At 69.2% G+C, this 16,897-nt stretch carries 14 protein-coding genes; 6 read left to right on the top strand and 8 right to left on the bottom strand.

Going from position 1 to position 16,897, the window contains the following annotated elements:
- Positions 1 to 52 precede the first annotated feature (52 nt).
- Positions 53 to 1,492, top strand: a complete 1,440-nt coding sequence (locus tag BKN51_RS05540; RefSeq protein ID WP_101613061.1) for an APC family permease — start codon at positions 53 to 55, stop codon at positions 1,490 to 1,492.
- Here BKN51_RS05540 and BKN51_RS05535 read toward each other — a convergent pair.
- From BKN51_RS05535 to BKN51_RS05525, 3 genes are read right to left on the bottom strand one after another with little or no spacing between them, the layout of a single operon-like run.
- On the bottom strand, positions 1,467 to 2,135 hold the full coding sequence (locus tag BKN51_RS05535; RefSeq protein ID WP_101606592.1) for a DUF6885 family protein: 669 nt from the start codon (positions 2,133 to 2,135) through the stop codon (positions 1,467 to 1,469). The two genes, BKN51_RS05540 and BKN51_RS05535, sit on opposite strands and share 26 nt — an antisense overlap.
- A complete protein-coding gene (locus BKN51_RS05530) occupies positions 2,135 to 2,551 on the bottom strand; it encodes a GNAT family N-acetyltransferase (RefSeq protein WP_101606591.1) in 417 nt (138 codons plus the stop codon). Before BKN51_RS05530 ends, BKN51_RS05535 begins: the two co-directional genes overlap by 1 nt.
- 46 nt (positions 2,552 to 2,597) lie before the next feature.
- Complete coding sequence (locus tag BKN51_RS05525; RefSeq protein ID WP_101606590.1) at positions 2,598 to 3,392, bottom strand: EamA family transporter; 795 nt, start codon at positions 3,390 to 3,392, stop codon at positions 2,598 to 2,600.
- Positions 3,393 to 3,731: 339 nt separating this feature from the next.
- Between BKN51_RS05525 and BKN51_RS44125 the strand changes: the two genes are divergently transcribed.
- The 3 genes from BKN51_RS44125 to BKN51_RS05510 all read left to right on the top strand — a co-directional run bounded on the left by BKN51_RS44125 (position 3,732) and on the right by BKN51_RS05510 (position 5,460).
- Positions 3,732 to 3,911, top strand: coding sequence for a DUF7455 domain-containing protein (locus BKN51_RS44125; RefSeq protein WP_016332937.1), 180 nt, complete (start codon positions 3,732 to 3,734; stop codon positions 3,909 to 3,911).
- Positions 3,912 to 4,016: 105 nt separating this feature from the next.
- Complete coding sequence (locus BKN51_RS05515) at positions 4,017 to 4,880, top strand: alpha/beta fold hydrolase (RefSeq protein WP_101613060.1); 864 nt, start codon at positions 4,017 to 4,019, stop codon at positions 4,878 to 4,880.
- Positions 4,861 to 5,460, top strand: coding sequence for a TetR/AcrR family transcriptional regulator (locus BKN51_RS05510; protein WP_101606589.1), 600 nt, complete (start codon positions 4,861 to 4,863; stop codon positions 5,458 to 5,460). The genes BKN51_RS05515 and BKN51_RS05510 overlap by 20 nt, the downstream gene beginning before the upstream one ends.
- Here BKN51_RS05510 and BKN51_RS05505 read toward each other — a convergent pair.
- The 5 genes from BKN51_RS05505 to BKN51_RS05485 form a co-directional block, all read right to left on the bottom strand.
- Positions 5,457 to 6,638, bottom strand: coding sequence for an ROK family transcriptional regulator (locus BKN51_RS05505; RefSeq protein WP_101606588.1), 1,182 nt, complete (start codon positions 6,636 to 6,638; stop codon positions 5,457 to 5,459). The genes BKN51_RS05510 and BKN51_RS05505 overlap by 4 nt on opposite strands.
- Positions 6,639 to 6,649: 11 nt before the next feature.
- The gene (locus tag BKN51_RS05500; RefSeq protein ID WP_101606587.1) at positions 6,650 to 8,110 is read right to left on the bottom strand and encodes a sugar ABC transporter permease; all 1,461 of its coding nucleotides are present in this window, start codon (positions 8,108 to 8,110) and stop codon (positions 6,650 to 6,652) included.
- Between the two features lie 17 nt (positions 8,111 to 8,127).
- Positions 8,128 to 8,901 (bottom strand): ATP-binding cassette domain-containing protein, encoded by a 774-nt coding sequence (locus BKN51_RS05495; RefSeq protein ID WP_101606586.1) that lies wholly within the window; start codon positions 8,899 to 8,901, stop codon positions 8,128 to 8,130.
- 87 nt (positions 8,902 to 8,988) lie between these two features.
- The gene (locus BKN51_RS05490; RefSeq protein ID WP_101606585.1) at positions 8,989 to 10,122 is read right to left on the bottom strand and encodes a sugar ABC transporter substrate-binding protein; all 1,134 of its coding nucleotides are present in this window, start codon (positions 10,120 to 10,122) and stop codon (positions 8,989 to 8,991) included.
- Between the two features lie 323 nt (positions 10,123 to 10,445).
- Positions 10,446 to 12,200 carry a DEAD/DEAH box helicase gene (locus tag BKN51_RS05485; protein ID WP_101606584.1) on the bottom strand — a complete coding sequence of 585 codons (1,755 nt, stop codon included), beginning with the start codon at positions 12,198 to 12,200 and terminating at the stop codon, positions 10,446 to 10,448.
- A gap of 264 nt (positions 12,201 to 12,464) precedes the next feature.
- Between BKN51_RS05485 and BKN51_RS05480 the strand changes: the two genes are divergently transcribed.
- Positions 12,465 to 13,589, top strand: a complete 1,125-nt coding sequence (locus BKN51_RS05480; RefSeq protein ID WP_101606583.1) for a YihY/virulence factor BrkB family protein — start codon at positions 12,465 to 12,467, stop codon at positions 13,587 to 13,589.
- Positions 13,590 to 13,723: 134 nt separating this feature from the next.
- Positions 13,724 to 16,867, top strand: a complete 3,144-nt coding sequence (locus tag BKN51_RS05475) for an efflux RND transporter permease subunit (protein WP_101606582.1) — start codon at positions 13,724 to 13,726, stop codon at positions 16,865 to 16,867.
- Positions 16,868 to 16,897 lie beyond the last annotated feature (30 nt).

Genomic DNA, 16,897 nt, shown 5'->3' with positions numbered 1-16,897 from the left:
CGAGGTGGGCGGCGATCTTCTAGCGTGACCCTTCATGCGGCGAACTCTGGACGTGGACGAAGTCCTGAAGCGACAGGACTCGGGTGAGCTGAAACGGCGCCTGCACGGGCGCGATCTGATCGGCTTCGGGGTCGGCATCATCATCGGCACCGGGATCTTCACCCTCGCCGGTGTCGAGGCGAAGACCCACGCGGGCCCGTCGGTCACGCTGTCGTTCGTGCTCGGCGCCGTCGTGGCCGGGCTGGCCGCCCTCTGTTACGCCGAACTCGCCTCCAGCGTGCCGACGGCCGGAAGCGCGTACACCTACGCTTTCGCCACGCTCGGCGAGACGTTCGCCTGGATCATCGGCTGGGACCTGCTGCTCGAATTCGCCCTCGGCGCGGCTGTCGTGTCGCGCGGCTGGTCCGGATACCTCGCGAATCTGATGGGGCTTTCGCCCGACTGGTTCGGCGAAGACGCGAAGGTGAACATCGGCGCGGTCGCGATCATCGCCGTGCTGACCGTGATCGCCGTGATCGGGATCAAGGAATCGGCGCGGGTGACGAATGTGCTCGTGCTGGTCAAGGTCGCGGTGTGCGTGCTGATCCTCGCGGTCGGCGTGTTCTACATCCGCGGCGAGAACCTCACGCCGTTCATCCCGACCGCCCAGCCGCCGACGGACACGGCGGGGGCGCTGCACCAGCCGATCGTGCAAGCCGTCCTCGGCCTGGAACAGTCCGTCTACGGCATCGCCGGGATGGTGACGGCCGCCGCGGTCGTCTTCTTCGCGTACACGGGTTTCGAGGCGCTCGCCAACCTCGGCGAGGAGACCGTGAACCCCAAACGCGATCTGCGGGTGGGGATCCTCGGCGCGCTCGGTGTCTGCGCGCTGCTCTACATCGGGGTTTCGCTGGTGCTGACCGGGATGGTGCCGTTCACCGAGATCGACACGGGCGCCCCGCTGGCCGACGCCTTCGACCGGGTCGGGCAGCACTGGGTGGGCGCGCTGATCTCGCTCGGCGCGGTCACCGGGCTGACGTCGGTGATGATGGTGGAACTGGTGACGATCGGCCGGATCGGGTTCGCGATGGGCCGCGACGGCCTGCTGCCGAAGAAGTTCGGCACCGCGCATCCGCGCTGGGGCACCCCGCACCGGATGACCATCGCCGGTGCCGTGCTGATCGCGGTGCTGGCCGCGTTCGTGCCGATCTCCGAACTCGCCGACATGGTCAGCATCGGCGCGCTGTCGGCGATGATCATCGTCGCGGTCGCGGTCCCGGTGCTGCGGAAGCGCCGCCCCGATCTGGAGCGCCCGTTCACCGTGCCGTTCTCGCCCTACCTGCCCATCGTGGCGGCGCTGGCGTGCTTCTACCTGATGCTCAACCTGGACGTGATGACCTGGCTGCGGTTCGCCGCGTGGATGGCGCTCGGCCTGCTGATCTACGTCCTCTACGGGCGCAAGCACTCCCGCTTCGCGAAGGACGGCCTCAGCTCCACAGACCTGCCGTCGTGATAGCGGCGACGGCGGCCCCGGCGTCGCCGTCGTCCACCACGACCAGCATCCGGTGCAGCGCCGCGGCCAGCCATTCCACCGGCTGGTCGTGCAACCCGTTGTCCCCCAAGGACGGATAACCGTCCATAATGGACACCAGGGTTCCTTCGGCGCCGATCCGCATCCCGGCCACCAGTACGGAATGCGCGGTCGCCGGACGCCAGCGGGACGACCACAGCGGCGGGACACCCGTGTCGAGGTAGTCGAGCAGCGCCCGCACCGGGGTGTCGTGCGCGCCGAATTCGGCCGGGTCGACCTCCGCGATCAGCGCGACCCGCGGCAGAGGCCAGAGCGCGGCCAGGAGCATGAACAACGACTGCGGCGCCCAGTCGCCGGTGGCGGGCACCGCGACGAGCCGTCCTCCCGACAGCGTCCCGATCGCCCGCGCCAGACCCTCTTGGGTGGCGCCCGCCAGTGCCGCGACCTCGTCCTGGTCCGTGACGTCGAAACCCGCCGCGCGCAGGGCGGCCAGCGTCGCGAACGGCCCGGCGAGCCCGTCCTTCTGCGGGAGTTCGGCTCGTGCGACGGCGACGAGATGTTCGCCGCCGGGCAGCCAGCGGCGACCGGACAGACCGGTCCGGTCGCCGTCGATTCCGGAGGACATCAGTCGTCGAACGTCCACGACTGCATGACGAACCGGCCTTCGTTCGCCGCACCGGCCGAAGCGTAGGTCGCCAGCGCGGCCTCGTTGTCCGTTTCGACGCCGACCCACATTCCCCGGCACCCTCGTTTCCGCGCGACCCCGGCCAGCGCGTCGACCAGGTCGCGGCCGATCCCGCGCCGCTGGTAATCCGGGCTGACGTCGAGTTCGTTGAGGAACATCTCGGTGCCCTTGTCCGGATGCGTCACCTCGGTACCGGTGATCATCCCCGCGGGTTCGCCGTCCTCGTAGGCGATCAGCAGGTGGTTCTCCTCCCCCGCGAGGAACTTCTCGGACGCCGCGCGGTCCGCGGGGCCGTCGAACAGGTGCTGGGCGGCGACGACCTCTTCGACGGTGCCGGCCCGCCGGATCTCGGCCACGGGTCCTCCTGATGGTGGTAGCGCCACAGGCTGGTCAGTATCCCGCTCAGAGCGGCGCCGAGCCATCGTCTTTCCTCGGCGACCGCAGCGCCACCCCGGCGACGACGGCCAGCGTGCCGAGCGCCTCGGGCAGGGCCGGGACCTGCTTGAGCCACAGGAAGCCGACCACGCCCGCCGTGACCGGCAGCAACGCGAGCAGCAGCGCGAACCGCGCCTGCCCGGCCTTGCGCAGGACCACCTGGTCGAGGGCGTACGGCACGACGGTCGAGAGCACGCCCACCCCGATGCCGAGCAGCAGCAGACGTGGCGAACCCCACACCGCGCCGGTGCCGAACGCCAGCGGCGACAGCACCACGGTGCCGACGGCGAACCCGACGGCCAGCCCGTCGATCCCGTTCCCGCCGACCGCCACCCGCTTCCCGAGCAGGATGTACCCGGCCCAGGCGGCCGCCGCGCCCAGCGCGAAGAGCACGCCGAGCAGGCTGCCTTCGAGCCGGACGTCCGCGATGGCGATCACCCCGGCCACCACCAGCAGCAGCGCGAAGACGTCGCGACGGCTCCGCGAGCCGAAAGCCGCCACCACGACGGGCCCGGCGAACTCCAGGGCGACCGCGGTGCCGAGGGGCAGCCGCGCGATCGCCTCGTAGAAGAGCACGTTCATCCCGGCGGTGACGATGCCGAACGCGCCCGCGAGCAGGAACGTGCGGCCGGTCCACGCGGAACGGGGTGGCCTGCGCCACGCCAGGAGGACCACCGCGGCGCCGAGGCAGCGCAGCCATGCCACCCCCGCGGGTGAGGCGACCGAAAAGAGACCTACGGCGACGGCCGCACCGGCGTACATGGAAATTCCGCTGAGAACGAACAAGAACGGCGCCGGCACGCTCGAGAGGCGGTGCCGGACGACTGCGATACCCACCCTCGCATGGTGCCTGACGTGGGAAAAGCCGGTTCGGCGGGGAGTCTTCTCCTACGTTGCGTGATTACGCTACGGCATCCGAGGTAATTACCAGTGACAAATGAGACACCCGCACGGGAACACTTGCGGGTCGCCAAACGTCTGGAAGAGTGGAAGCACGAACACGGCGGGGCCGGGAACGAACGTTTCCGGCATCAGTGCCGAAGTGGTCGTAGCTGGATCGATGGCACCGGGTCACCGGTGCCGGGACGGAGGGAGACTCCAATGACTTCACCGACGCTCACCCGCCCCGAACTGACCGCTGCCGACCGATGCGACCGGTGTGGAGCTGCAGCCCAGGTTCGAGCCATTCTCAGCACCGGTGGCGAGTTGCTCTTCTGTGGTCACCACGCCCGCGCACACGAAACGAAGCTCAAAGAAATGTCCGCGGACATTCAGCGGTAGTCCACCAGTCCACGACCACCGGCGGCCGGCTACTCCCCAGGGAGAGAGCCGGCCGCCCTGTTTTTGTCTTGTAAATACATACATACAGAATGTATGTTAATGAGCATGACGACCAGCGACCTCCTGGGCGAGGTGCACGAGGTGGACCTCGGCGCCGCCCGTATCCGCTACCGCGACCGCGGCGAAGGCCCTCCCGTGGTCTTCGTGCACGGACTGCTGACCAACGGCCTGCTCTGGCGCAAGGTGGTCCCCGCGGTCGCCGGTGCCGGCTTCCGCTGCCTGACCCCGGACTGGCCGCTGGGCTCGCACGACGTCCCGGTCCCCGGCGCCGACCTGAGCCCGCCCGGGGTCGCCGCGCTCATCGCACGATTCCTCGAAGCGCTCGACCTGACCGACGTCACCGTGGTCGCGAACGACACCGGCGGCGCGCTCACGCAACTGCTCATGACCACGGCCCCGGACCGGGTGGGCCGGGTCGTGCTGACCCCGTCGGACTGCTTCGAGCGGTTCCTGCCGCCGATGTTCGCGGCGCTGAGCCCGCTGGCGCGGATCCCCGGCGGCACCTGGTCACTCGTGCAGGTGATGCGGTCGCGAGCGCTGCTGAGGGCCACGAACTTCGTCTGGGCGATCAAGCATCCGGTGCCTGGCCACATCCTCGACGCCTACCTGCTGCCCAGCAGGCGGAGCCCGGAGATCCGTGACGACCTGCGCCGCTTCATGGCGGGCATCGACAAGCGCTACACGCTGACGGCGGCCGAACGGCTCCCCGCGTTCGAGAAGCCGGTGCTGCTGGTCTGGGCGCCCGAGGACCGGCACTTCCCGCTGCGGCTGGGCCGCAAGCTCGCGGATGTCCTGCCGAACGCGGAACTGAAGACGATCGAGGACTCGTACACCTTCGTGCCGGAGGACCAGCCGGAGCGGCTGAGCGGCATGGTGGTGGAATTCCTGCGTGCCCACGCCACGACGTAGCCAGACCGAACGATCGCAGTCGACGCAGACCGCGCTGATCACCGCGGCGCGGACGCTGTTCGCCGATCCGGGTTACGCCGCCGTGCCCGCCGACGAGATCGTCCGGGCCGCGGGCGTCACCCGTGGCGCGCTCTATCACCACTTCGGGGACAAGCAGGGGCTGTTCCGCGCCGTGATCGAGCAGATCGAAACGGAGATCACCGAGGAGCTCCAGGACGTCCTGCGCTCGGCTGACGACCCGTGGGCGGCGGCGCTCGGCGCGCTGAGCCGCTTCCTCGACCTGTGCCTGCGGCCCGAGGTGGTGCGGATCTCGCTCACCGACGCCATCTCCGTCCTCGGCTGGCAGGAATGGCGCGAGCTGGAGAACCGGTACGGGCTGGGCCTGATCACGGAGATCCTGGAGGGCGTCGCCGCGGACGGGCGGCTGGTCGCGGCGCCGATCCCGGAGCTGGCGCAATTGGTGCTGAGCGCCTGCGCGGAGGCCGCGCTGATGATCGCGCACGCCGAAGACCCCGAAGCGGCGAAGGAGAAGTCCCTCGCCGCTCTGGTGGCCCTGCTCTCCGGTCTTCTGCGGACCTAGACCGTGTCCAGGATCATCTCGAAGGCCGCCTCGGCGGCACCCAGCAGCTTCACGTCGGCACCCAGCGCGGAACTCACGATCTGAGTCCCGCCCACGGCGCGGCTGACGAGACTCCGCCGCCGGACCTCGGCCGCCACCGACCGCACGACCGAATCGGGCAGCACGGTGAGCAGGTCGCCCAGCACGACCAGCTGCGGGCCGAGCAGGTTGACCACGTTCACCAGGCCCAGCGTCAGCCATTCCGCGAACTCCGAAAGCCGCTCTTCGGCCGCGTGCGGGTCCCGGCCCAGTTCACGGAGTTCGAACAGGATCGCCCCGCGCGGGGTGTCCTCGGGCAGGTCGAGCGCGCGGCACAGGGCCGCCTCGCCGACCTCGGTCTCCCAGCAACCACTGGACCCGCAGTAGCAGGGACGGCCGCCCGGACGGATCGCCATGTGCCCGATCTCGCCGACGTACCCGGAGCCGCCGCGCAGCGACGAGCCGTCCGCGATGATCCCTCCCCCGACCCCGACGTCGGCGGAGACGTACACGGCGTCGGAGGAGCCCCGCGCGGCGCCGCGCAGGTGTTCGGCGATGGCGCCGAGTTCGGCGTCGTTGCCGACCAGGACGGGGACGCGCAGCACACCGCCGAGCCGTTCCCCGAGCGCCACGTCGGTCCAGCGCAGGTTGGGCGCCTCGTGGACGTGCCCGTCCCCCCGGCGGACGACGCCGGGCACGGACACCCCCACCGCGATCGGCTGCACGCCGAGATCGCCCGCCAGCATGGTGGTCGACTCGATCACGTGCGTGATCACCTCGTCGGCCTCCCGCATCCGGCCGCGGAGGTTCCAGCTGTTGCGCCCGAGGATCTGGCCGCCGAACCCGACCAGCGCGATCGCCACGTGTTCGACCTGGAGGTCGACCGCGAGCACCACCGCCGCGTGCGGCTGGGGCAGGACCAGGAGCGAGGGGCGGCCCGCCCCTCGTCCCGGCCTGGGGACCCTCTCCTCGACGACGCCCGCTTCCGCGAGGCCGTCGACGAGGGTCTTGATGGTGCTGCGGTTGAGCCCCAGCTCGGTGGCCAGGGTCGCCCTGGTGCTCGGGCCGCTGACGTGCAGCAACCGGAGCAGGGTCGTGCGGTTGTGCCTGCGCACCTCGTCTGGTCGTGCAACGGGTGTGCTGGTCACGGACTTCATCATTCCATGCGGACTCAGCGCGGCGACGCAGCCGCGCGGCGCCGGGACAGCGCGTCCACCGTTGCCGCGAGCAGCAGCACCAGACCGGTGACGATGTTGACCACCGCCGCCGACTGCTTCAGCAGGCCCAGCGCGTTCTCGACGACCGCGAGCACGAGGCCACCGATCACCGCGTCCACGACCCGGCCCTTGCCGCCGAACAGCGAGGTACCACCGATGACGGCGGCGCCGACCGCGAACAGCAGCGTGTTGAGGCCACCGGCCTGCGGGTCGACCGAACCGACCTTCGACGAGTAGACGATCGCGCCGATCGCCGCCACCGCCGAGCAGATGACGAACACCGAAGCGCGGATCTTCTCGACGTTGATACCGGCGCGGCGGGCCGCTTCCCGGTTGCCGCCGACCGCGTAGATGTGGCGGCCGTACTGCGTGCGGTTGAGCACGTAGGTGCCGAGCACCAGCAGCGCGAGCACGATCGGCACGACGTACGGGACACCGGAGATCACGATGTTCGGGTTGGGCGCGCGGTTGATCGTGAGCAGATAGGTCGCGATGGCCGCGACGACCGCGATCGCGCCGACCTTGAACAGCACCATCGGCGTCGGCTGGGTGACCAGGCCGCGTTTGAGCCGCGAGAAGTGCTGACCCAGGCTCACCGCGGCGAAACCACCGGCGGCGACCACGAACAGGATCCAGCTGCCCAAAGTGGACAGGTTGCCGTTGGCGACCTTGAACAGCACGTCCGAGGTGCTGATGCCGAGCGTGCCGCCCTCACCGATGAACTGGAGGATGACACCTTGCCAGGCAAGGAAAAGCGCCAGCGTCACGACGAACGACGGCATGCCGATCTTGGAGACGAGGAAACCGGTGAGGACACCGATCGCGCCACCGACGCTGATCGCGAGCACGATCTCGATCCACGGGTTGGCCGCCGCTCCCGAGAGCACCAGCACGATGGCGAGCACGGCGAACCCGACACCCGCCCAGATCCGCAGGATCACCCCGAGCAGACCGGCGATCGCGAGCACCACGAGGAACGTGATGAACACGCCGTTCCCCATCCCGCCCAGCAGGTTTCCGTTGCGCACGTAGTGCATCGCGAGGACGGCGGCGGTCACGCCGGACGCGGTGCCCGCGGACAGGTCGATCTCGCCGAGCAGCAGCACGAACACGATGCCCATCGCGATGATCGCCTTGCCGGCGCCCTGCGCCATCAGGTTCGCGATGTTGTTCATCGTCAGGAAGGTGTCCGACAGCGAGGCGAACACGATCACCAGGACGAGCAGGCCGAGCAGCGCGGGCAGCGAACCCAGCTGTCCCGCCTTGAGCCGGGAGAAGTAGTCGCCGATCGCCTCACCCGTTGACATCGATGTCGTGTCGATGCCGAAGTCCGTGATGGCCGCCGACGGGTTGAGCGCGGAAGCCGCCGACTTGCCCCCCTCCGGCGAGGCGGGCTTTGCAGGAGTCTCAGTCATTTCCGGTTCTTTCTCACTCACAGGACGGCGGCTTCGGGGCGGGCAAGGCCGAGGTCGCCGGAGCGGCCGGCGGTGATCAGTTCCACGACCTGGCCGTGGGTGACGTCCTTGGTGTGCACCTCGGCGACGAGACGGCCGAGGTAGAGCACCGCGATACGGTCGGCGACCTCGAAGACGTCGGCCATGTTGTGGCTGATCAGCACCACTCCGAGGCCCTGTTCCGCGAGGCGGCGGACGAGGTCGAGCACCTGACGGGTCTGCGCGACACCGAGTGCGGCGGTCGGCTCGTCGAGCAGGACGACCTTCGAGTCCCACAGCACGGACTTGGCGATCGCGACGGTCTGCCGCTGCCCACCCGAGAGGGCCGAAACCGGTGTGCGGACGGACTTCACGGTGCGGACCGAAAGCGAGGCGAGCGTCTCGCGCGCGGCCTTCTCCATGCTGGCCTCGTCGAGCAGCCATTTGCTGCCGCGTTCGCGGCCGAGGAACATGTTCTGCACGATGTCGAGGTTCTCGGCGAGGGCGAGGTCCTGGTACACGACCTCGATCCCCAGATCCGCGGCGTCGCGCGGGCCGTGGATGTGCACCTGCTCGCCCTGGAACTTCACCGTGCCCGAGTCGTAGCCGTGGATGCCGGCGATCGACTTGACCAAAGTGGACTTGCCGGCACCGTTGTCGCCGACGAGCGCGGTGACCTCACCGGCGCGCACGTTGAAGTCCACGTCGTGGAGGACGTGGACCGGCCCGAAGCTCTTGTTCAGCTGCTTCAGTTCGAGGATGGGTTCGCTCATGGGGGTTTCTCGAATTCTCCCGGGTGGGAACCGGGCCGGGGCGCGCTGTCGGGAGTACGCCCCGGCCCGGTCGTCTGGATTAACGGGTCAGGAGATGCCGAGCTGCGTGCACGCCGCGGCCAGGTCGCCGCCGCAGATCTCGGCCGCCTTGACGTAGCCCTGCGTCACGACCTCCTTGACGCCGTCCTTGGTGGTCAGCTTCGGCTCGAGGAGCACGGACTTGACCTCGCGGTTGCCCTTCGGGTCCTTCGCCTTGCCGGTGGCCAGCGCGTCGGCGCCCGCCTTGTCGCCCTTGGCCAGCAGGACGGCGAGCTTCGCCGCGGCCTCGGCCTCTTCCTTGATGGGCTTGAAAACGGTCATGTACTGGTCGCCGCGCAGGATGGCCATGAGGCCGTCCGCGGTGGCGTCCTGGCCGGTGACCGGGACCTTGCCGTTGAGGCCGTTCTTCTTCAGCACGGTGATGACCGCGCCCGCGAGACCGTCGTTCGCGGCGACGACGCCGTCGACCTTGCCCTTGTTGTCGGTCAGGATCTGCTCGAAGGTCTGACCGCCCTTCTGGTTGTCCCAGTTGTCGATGGCCTGTTCGCGCACGAGCTTGAGGTCGTTGCTGGCGAACTTCGGCTGCAGGACGGACTTCTGGCCGTTGGCGAACAGCGTCGCGTTGTTGTCGGTCGGGGCACCCTCGATCATGACGACCTCGGCGCCCTTCTTGTCCTTCAGCGCGTCGGCGAGGCCCTGGCCCTGGAGCTGGCCGACCTTCTCGTTGTCGAACGAGACGTAGTAGTCGGAGCTGCCGCCGAGGTTCAGGCGGTCGTAGTCGATCGTCGGGATGCCCGCGGCCTGCGCCTTCTTGGCGACGGCCGAGCCGACCTCGCCGTTGATGGCGGCGATGATCAGGACCTTGACGTTCTGCGCGATCATGCCGTCGGCCAGCGTGGTGAACTTCTGGACGTCGCCCTGCGCGTTCTGGACGTCGGCGTCGAAGCCCGCGTCCTTGAGCGCCTTGGTCAGGAACGGCTTGTCGAAGGACTCCCAGCGCGCGGAGGTGGCGGTCTCCGGCAGGATGACACCGACCTTGCCGCCGGCGGCGGCACCGCCCGGAGCGGGGGCGGACTGCGAGGAGTTGCTGCTGCCCGAGTCGGCGGAGTTGGCGCCACAGGCGGAGAGCACCAGGCCGGCGCCCACCGTCGCGGCGAGGAGGGTAAGGGTTCTGCTGCGCATCCTCGTTCCTTCCGGATCTTGCTCGCGGGCGGCGATCCTGGAGGACCGGTCGCACCATCGCGCATATGTTGTGGGCGACAACATATGCCGCCGAACGGGTTTCGCGGAAGACGGCTGAATCGATTAAGCCTCATCAAATGGACACGGTTTGGCAACGTGGCCGTAGCAAGACGTACGAAGTCTAGGTCCGTTGACGGTGTGACCGCCACCACTCACTCAGCGTGACAACGGTTGCTCGCCGCCCTGCCCCCGGATGCTATGAAAGGCCCGTTGCTTGCAAATTTTGCAAGCAACGGGCCTTTCATAGCGTCGTTTACGGGGCGCTACCAGGTACGCAGGGTGACGATGCGCTCTTCGAGCTGCTCGACCGTCGCCATCGCGGTCGGCGGGCCGCCGCAGATCCGGCGGAGTTCGTTGTGGATCGCGCCGTGCGGCTTCCGCGTCCGGTGGTGGTGCACGCCCACCAGGGCGTTCAGTTCCTTGCGCAGGGCGCCGAGCCGCTCGCTGACCGACTGCGGCCGCGCGACCGGCGCCGCCTCTTCGGCCTTGGGTTTCCGGCGCTTCTCGTCCGAGAGCTGCTCCTCCTGCCGCTTCCGCAGCAGGGCGCGGACCTGGTCCGGTTCGAGCAGCCCCGGCAGGCCGAGGTACTCCTGCTCCTCGTCGGAACCGGAGAACACCGCGGTGCCGAAGGAGTTGCCGTCGTAGATGACCTGGTCGAGCTCGGCGGAGGCGCCCAGCGAGGTGAACGCCTTCTCCTCTTCGCCCGGCTCGTCCTCGGTGCGGTTGGCCTGGGCGAGGAGTTCGTCCTCCCAGCCCTCCTTCTCGCGGTGCGGTTTGCCGAGGACGTGGTCGCGCTGCGCCTCCAGCTCGCTGGCCAGTTCCAGCAGCACCGGCACGCTCGGCAGGAAGACCGAAGCCGTCTCGCCCGGTTTGCGCGAACGCACGTACCGGCCGATGGCCTGCGCGAAGAACAGCGGGGTCGACGCGCTCGTGGCGTAGACGCCGACGGCGAGGCGCGGGACGTCGACGCCTTCGGACACCATCCGGACCGCGACCAGCCAGCGGTCGGTCGAGTCGGAGAACTCCTTGATCCGCCCGGACGCCTTGGGGTCGTCGGAGAGGACGACCGTCGGGGTCTGGCCGGAGAGCCGCTCCAGGATCTTGGCGTAGGCGCGCGCGGAGTCCTGGTCGGTGGCGATCACCAGGCCGCCGGCGTCCGGGATGCCGTTGGCGCGAAGCTGCGCGAGGCGCGTGTCCGCGGCCTGCAGTACCGCCGGGACCCACTCACCGGCCGGGTCGAGCGCCGTGCGCCAGGCCCGCGCGTTCTGCTCGGCGGTCAGCGGCTCGCCGAGCCGCGCGGTGAACTCCTCCCCCGCGCTCGTGCGCCAGGAGGCCTCACCGGAGTAGGCGAGGAAGACGACCGGCCGGACCACGCCGTCGGCGAGCGCGTCGGCGTAGCCGTAGGAGTGGTCGGATTTGCTGCGCTGGAAGCCCGAACCGTCGGGCTCGTAGGTGACGAACGGGATCTGCGAGTCGTCACTGCGGAACGGCGTCCCGGTCAGCGCGAGACGGCGGACGGCGGGCGTGAACGCCTCGCGGATCGCGTCACCCCAGGACTTCGCGTCACCGCCGTGGTGGATCTCGTCCAGGATGACCAGCGTCTTGCGGTTCTCGGTGCGCACGCGGTGCAGCGTCGGATGCGCCGCGACCTGCGCGTAGGTCACCGCGACACCTTGGTAGTCGCGCGAGGTGGCACCGGCGCCGTTGCGGAAGTTCGAGTCGATCGCGATCCCCGCGGCCGCCGCCGAGGCGGCCCACTGGTGCTTCAGGTGCTCTGTCGGCGCGACGATGGTGATCGCTTCGATGGTCCGGTCGCTCAGCAGCTCGGCGGCGATCCGGAGACCGAACACCGTCTTGCCCGCGCCCGGCGTCGCGACGGCCAGGAAATCCTTCGGTTTCTTCGTCAGGTACTTCGTCAGCGCGCGGCGCTGCCAGGCACGCAGCGGGCGGGCGGTGCTGTCCTTCGACGCGGGAGGCGCGCCCAGCTCGCCTCGATTGCGCTCAACCGTTTCCGACATGCCGGTTCCCCTCCTCCCTCACCCGAAACCCCTGGTCATCCGCCCTGTCACAAGCGAAAACCCCCACTTTGGTATCCGGCCGCGACGCCGGCGCCTGAGGTGAGGGCACTCCAGTGAGCCTACCTGCCGGGCCCGTGGAACGCCGGAAGCGCCACCCCCGTTGTCGGTTTACTCACCCGAAAACCCAGGGGTGACGAGCCGAATGCCCGGACATGGACCATGCTGGACCCCGTCAAGGGCGCTCGGCGCCGGCGGAGGAGCTGCATGAGCGAGGAGAACGGCCGGAACGAGCCGGCCGCCGAGGTCGCGAAGGCCCGCAGGCGACCGTTGCGCCTGCTCAGCCGCACGCTCAACAAGGCCTGGGAAGGCAACATCTTCTCCGAGGCCGCCGAAGCCGCGTTCTGGCAGACGCTGTCGCTGCCGCCGCTGCTGCTCGGGCTCCTCGGTTGCCTCGGCTTCGTCGGCGACTGGTTCGGCCAGGAGGTCGTGACCGCGGTCCACGACCGGATCATCACCTTCAGCAAGACGATCTTCAGCGACAACGCCGTCCACGACATCATCGAGCCGACGGTCAACAGCATCCTGTTCGTCGGCAAGGGCGAGATCGTCTCCATCGGGTTCCTGATCTCCCTGTGGGCGGGCTCGTCGGCGATGTCGTCGTTCGTCGACGCGATCACCGTGGCGCACGACCAGTACGGCGTCCGCAACGACGTCTGGCAGCGGATCTTCGCGCTGCTGCTGTACCTGGCCGGGCTGGTCATCCTGGTGGTCGGGCTGCCGCTGCTGGCGATCGGCCCGGACCTGCTCCCCCAGTTCTTCCCGAACGACTGGCGCGACACGGTGTCGTACTGGGTCGGCACGCTCTACTACCCGGTGCTGGCCGTGATGATCGTGCTGGCGCTGACGACGCTGTACAAGCTGTCCCTGCCGCGCAGGCTGCCGTGGCACCGCGGGCTGCCGGGCGCGATGCTCGCCATGGTCGTGTTCCTGCTCTCCAGCATCGGCCTGCGGATCTATCTGAACTGGATCACCCAGACCGGCTACACCTACGGCGCGCTCGCCGCGCCGATCGCGTTCCTGCTGCTGATGTTCTTCATCGGGCTCGCGGTGGTCGGCGGCGCGTACTTCAACAGCGCGATCCAAGAACTGTGGCCCGCCAAGGCGACGAAACGCCAGCGCCGGAAATGGCGGCGGCTGGAGATGGAACGCGCCAGCGAACGGATCCGCGCCGAAGAGGGTCGCAAACTGTGGGAACGCACGACCGTCCCGCTCCGGCGTCCCCGTCCGAACGGCGATTCTTCCGACGGTGACGCCGAACACGCTTCGGAACAATCGGTGAACGAAGAAACGCAGAGCGAAGCCGATCAGGTGACAGAACGGCGAAGTTGACACCGGCCGGGGGATGACCTCATCCCGAAGTCGTACTCCGATTCCACCCGTGGTGTGAATCCAGTCCGCCCTCCGCCATGAAAGGCTCGCGGTAATCCGCACGTTCCCGAGTCGCCTTTCTGGGGGATCCCGTCATGTCCACGCTGGCCAGACTGAGCCTGCGCAACCGAAGTCTCATCGGGCTGCTCGCCCTGGTGGTCATCGGCTTCGGCGCCTTCGCCCTGCCACAGCTGAAGCAACAGCTGTTCCCGTCGTTGCAGTTCCCGCAGGCGCAGATCATCACGCCGTACGCGGGCGCGTCGCCGGACGCGGTCGACCGTCAGGTCACCGAACCGCTCGAAGGCGGGCTGCAGGGCCTCAAGGGGCTCGAAGAACTGAACTCGACGTCGTCGGAGGGCTTGTCGCGGATCACCGCGCAGTTCGAATTCGGCACGGACATCGACGCGGCCGTCGGGCAGATCCAGCGCGTCGTCGACGGGGTCAAGGCGCGGCTGCCGCAGAACAGCGAACCGACCGTTTCGGCGGGCTCCACCGACGACCTCCCGGTCGTCCTGCTCGCCGCCGGGACCACCGGTGACCCACAGGCCCTCGCGCCCGCGCTGACCGGGGAGGTCGCGCCGGAGCTGCGCAAGATCGACGGCGTCCGCGAGGTCGAGGTGACCGGTGCGCGGCAGCCGCGGGTCACCATCGCGCTGGACTACGCGAAGCTGGCCGCGGCGGGCGTCGACCCGTCGTCGATCGCCACCACGCTGCAGACCGCCGGTGCCGCCGTCCCGGCCGGGACGCTGACCGAAGGCGACAAGACGCTCACCGTCCAGGTCGGCGGCGGACCGACCACAGTGGACACGATCAAGAACCTTTACCTGACGCCGTCGGCGACGCCGGGATCGCGTCCCGGTGCCCAGGCGCCCAAGCCGGTGAAGCTCGGTGAGATCGCGGACGTCCAGGCGGGCTTCGCGCCGCCGACGTCGATCACGCGCACCAACGGCAAGCCGAGCCTCGGGCTCTCGATCACCATGGTGGAGAACGGGAACGCGGTCGCGATCTCGGAATCCGTGCGGGACAGGCTGCCCGAGCTGTCGAAGAAGATCGGCGCCGAGATGAGCGTCGTGTTCGACCAGGGAACCCCGGTCAAGGACGCGATCAGTGGGCTGACCACCGAAGGCCTGCTGGGCCTGGCTTTCGCGGTCATCGTGATCCTGCTGTTCCTGATGTCACTGCGGTCCACACTCGTGACGGCGGTGTCGATCCCGCTTTCGGTGGTCGTGGCGCTGCTCGCGCTGTGGACCGGTGATCTGTCGCTGAACCTGCTCACCCTCGGCGCGCTCACCATCGCCATCGGCCGGGTCGTCGACGACTCGATCGTGGTGCTGGAGAACATCAAACGACATCTGGCGTACGGCGAGGAGAAACAGCGCGCGGTCCTCGACGGCGTGCGCGAGGTGGCGGGCGCGGTGACCTCGTCGACGCTCACCACGGTCGCGGTGTTCCTGCCCATCGCCTTCGTCGGCGGGTTCGTCGGCGAGCTGTTCTCGCCGTTCGCGATCACCGTCACCGTGGCGCTGCTGGCGTCGCTGCTGGTCTCGCTGACCATCGTGCCGGTGCTGGCGTACTGGTTCCTCAAGCCGCCGAAGACCCCCGCGAACGAGCACGAAGCCGAGCTCACGCGCCAGGCGGCCGAGGACAAGGAACGTCGCGGGCTGCTGCAGCGCGGCTACGTGCCGGTGATCAAGTTCGCCACCCGTCGCCGCGTCACCGTGGTGCTGCTGGCGCTGATCATCTTCGGCGGCACGGTCGGGCTCGCGTCGCAGCTGAACACGAACTTCCTCGACCAGTCCGGCTCGACGACGCTGAGCCTTTCGCAGAAGCTGCCGCCCGGCACCAGTCCCGAGGCCAAGGAGAAGGCCGCGGGCGCGGTGGAACAGGCGCTCGCCGCCGAACCCGCCGTCGAGACCTATCAGGTGAGCATCGGCGGGGGCAACTTCTTCGGCGGTGGCGGGACGGCGACCAGCATCCAGGTCACCGTCGCCAAGGACACCGACGTCGAGGCGCTCTCGGATCGCTTGCGCGGCAAGCTGAGCGCGCCGGAACTCGGCGAGGTCAAGGTCGGCGCCGAAGCGGGCGGCTTCAACTCCGACGGCGTCTCGATCACCGTCACCGCTCCCGACGAGGCCTCGCTGAAGCCCGCCGCCGAGCAGGTCCGCCAGGCCCTGTCCTCGGTGCCGGACCTGACCGAGGTGACCAGTGACCTCTCGCAGGGCTCGCCGCGCGTGCAGGTCGAGGTCGACGCCGCCAAGGCCGCCGCGAGCGGGCTTTCGGCGACGACGATCGGCCAGATCGCGAACCAGGCGATCGCCGGCCGCACGGTGACCCAGCTGCCGGTGGACGGCGAGCGCACGGACATCGTGCTGCGCGCCGGCTCGGCCCCGGTGTCGGTGGACGCGGTCAAGGCGCTGCCGATCCCGAGCGCGACGGGCGTCGTCCGGCTCGACTCGGTCGCCAACGTGTCCACTGTGGACGGCCCGGCCGCGGTGCACCGCACCTCGGGCGAGCTGAGCACCACGGTCACCGCCAAGAACACCGGCGCGGACCTGGCCGCCACCACGAAGGCCATCCAGTCCAAATTGGACGGCCTGACCTTCACCGGTGGCGCGGCGTACAAGCTCGGCGGCGTCAGCGAGGACCAGCAGGAAGCCTTCGGGAACCTGTTCCTCGCGCTGCTGGCCGCGGTCGCGATCGTGTACCTGATCATGGTGGCGACGTTCCGCAGCCTGCTCCAGCCGCTGATCCTGCTGGTGTCGATCCCGTTCGCGGCGACCGGCGCGATCGGGCTGCTGCTGGCCACCGGCACCGCGCTGGGCCTGCCCGCGCTGATCGGGATGCTGATGCTCGTCGGCATCGTGGTGACCAACGCGATCGTGCTGATCGACCTGATCAACCAGTACCGGGCTTCGGGGATGAGCGTGTCCGAAGCGGTGATCGAGGGCGGCAGGCGACGGTTGCGGCCCATCCTGATGACCGCCGCGGCGACCATCTTCGCGCTCGTCCCGATGGCGCTCGGCCTGACCGGTCAGGGCGGGTTCATCGGGCAGCCGCTGGCGATCGTGGTGATCGGCGGGCTGGTCAGTTCGACCCTGCTGACGCTGATCCTGGTGCCGACGCTGTACACGACGGTCGAGACGCGGAAAGAGAAGCGCCGCGCGAAGAAGGACGCTCGACGGTCGCGTTCCTCGGAGGCCCCGGCTTCCGAGACGCTGACGCCCGAGCCGACTTCGTAGACCTGGGGGGACGGGGGAGGAAGGCACGCC

This window comes from Amycolatopsis sp. BJA-103 (genome assembly GCF_002849735.1).
In the GTDB taxonomy this organism is placed as follows: domain Bacteria; phylum Actinomycetota; class Actinomycetes; order Mycobacteriales; family Pseudonocardiaceae; genus Amycolatopsis.
The sequence above is the reverse complement of the archived record's forward strand: the minus strand, read 5'-3'. Positions and strand labels throughout refer to the sequence as shown.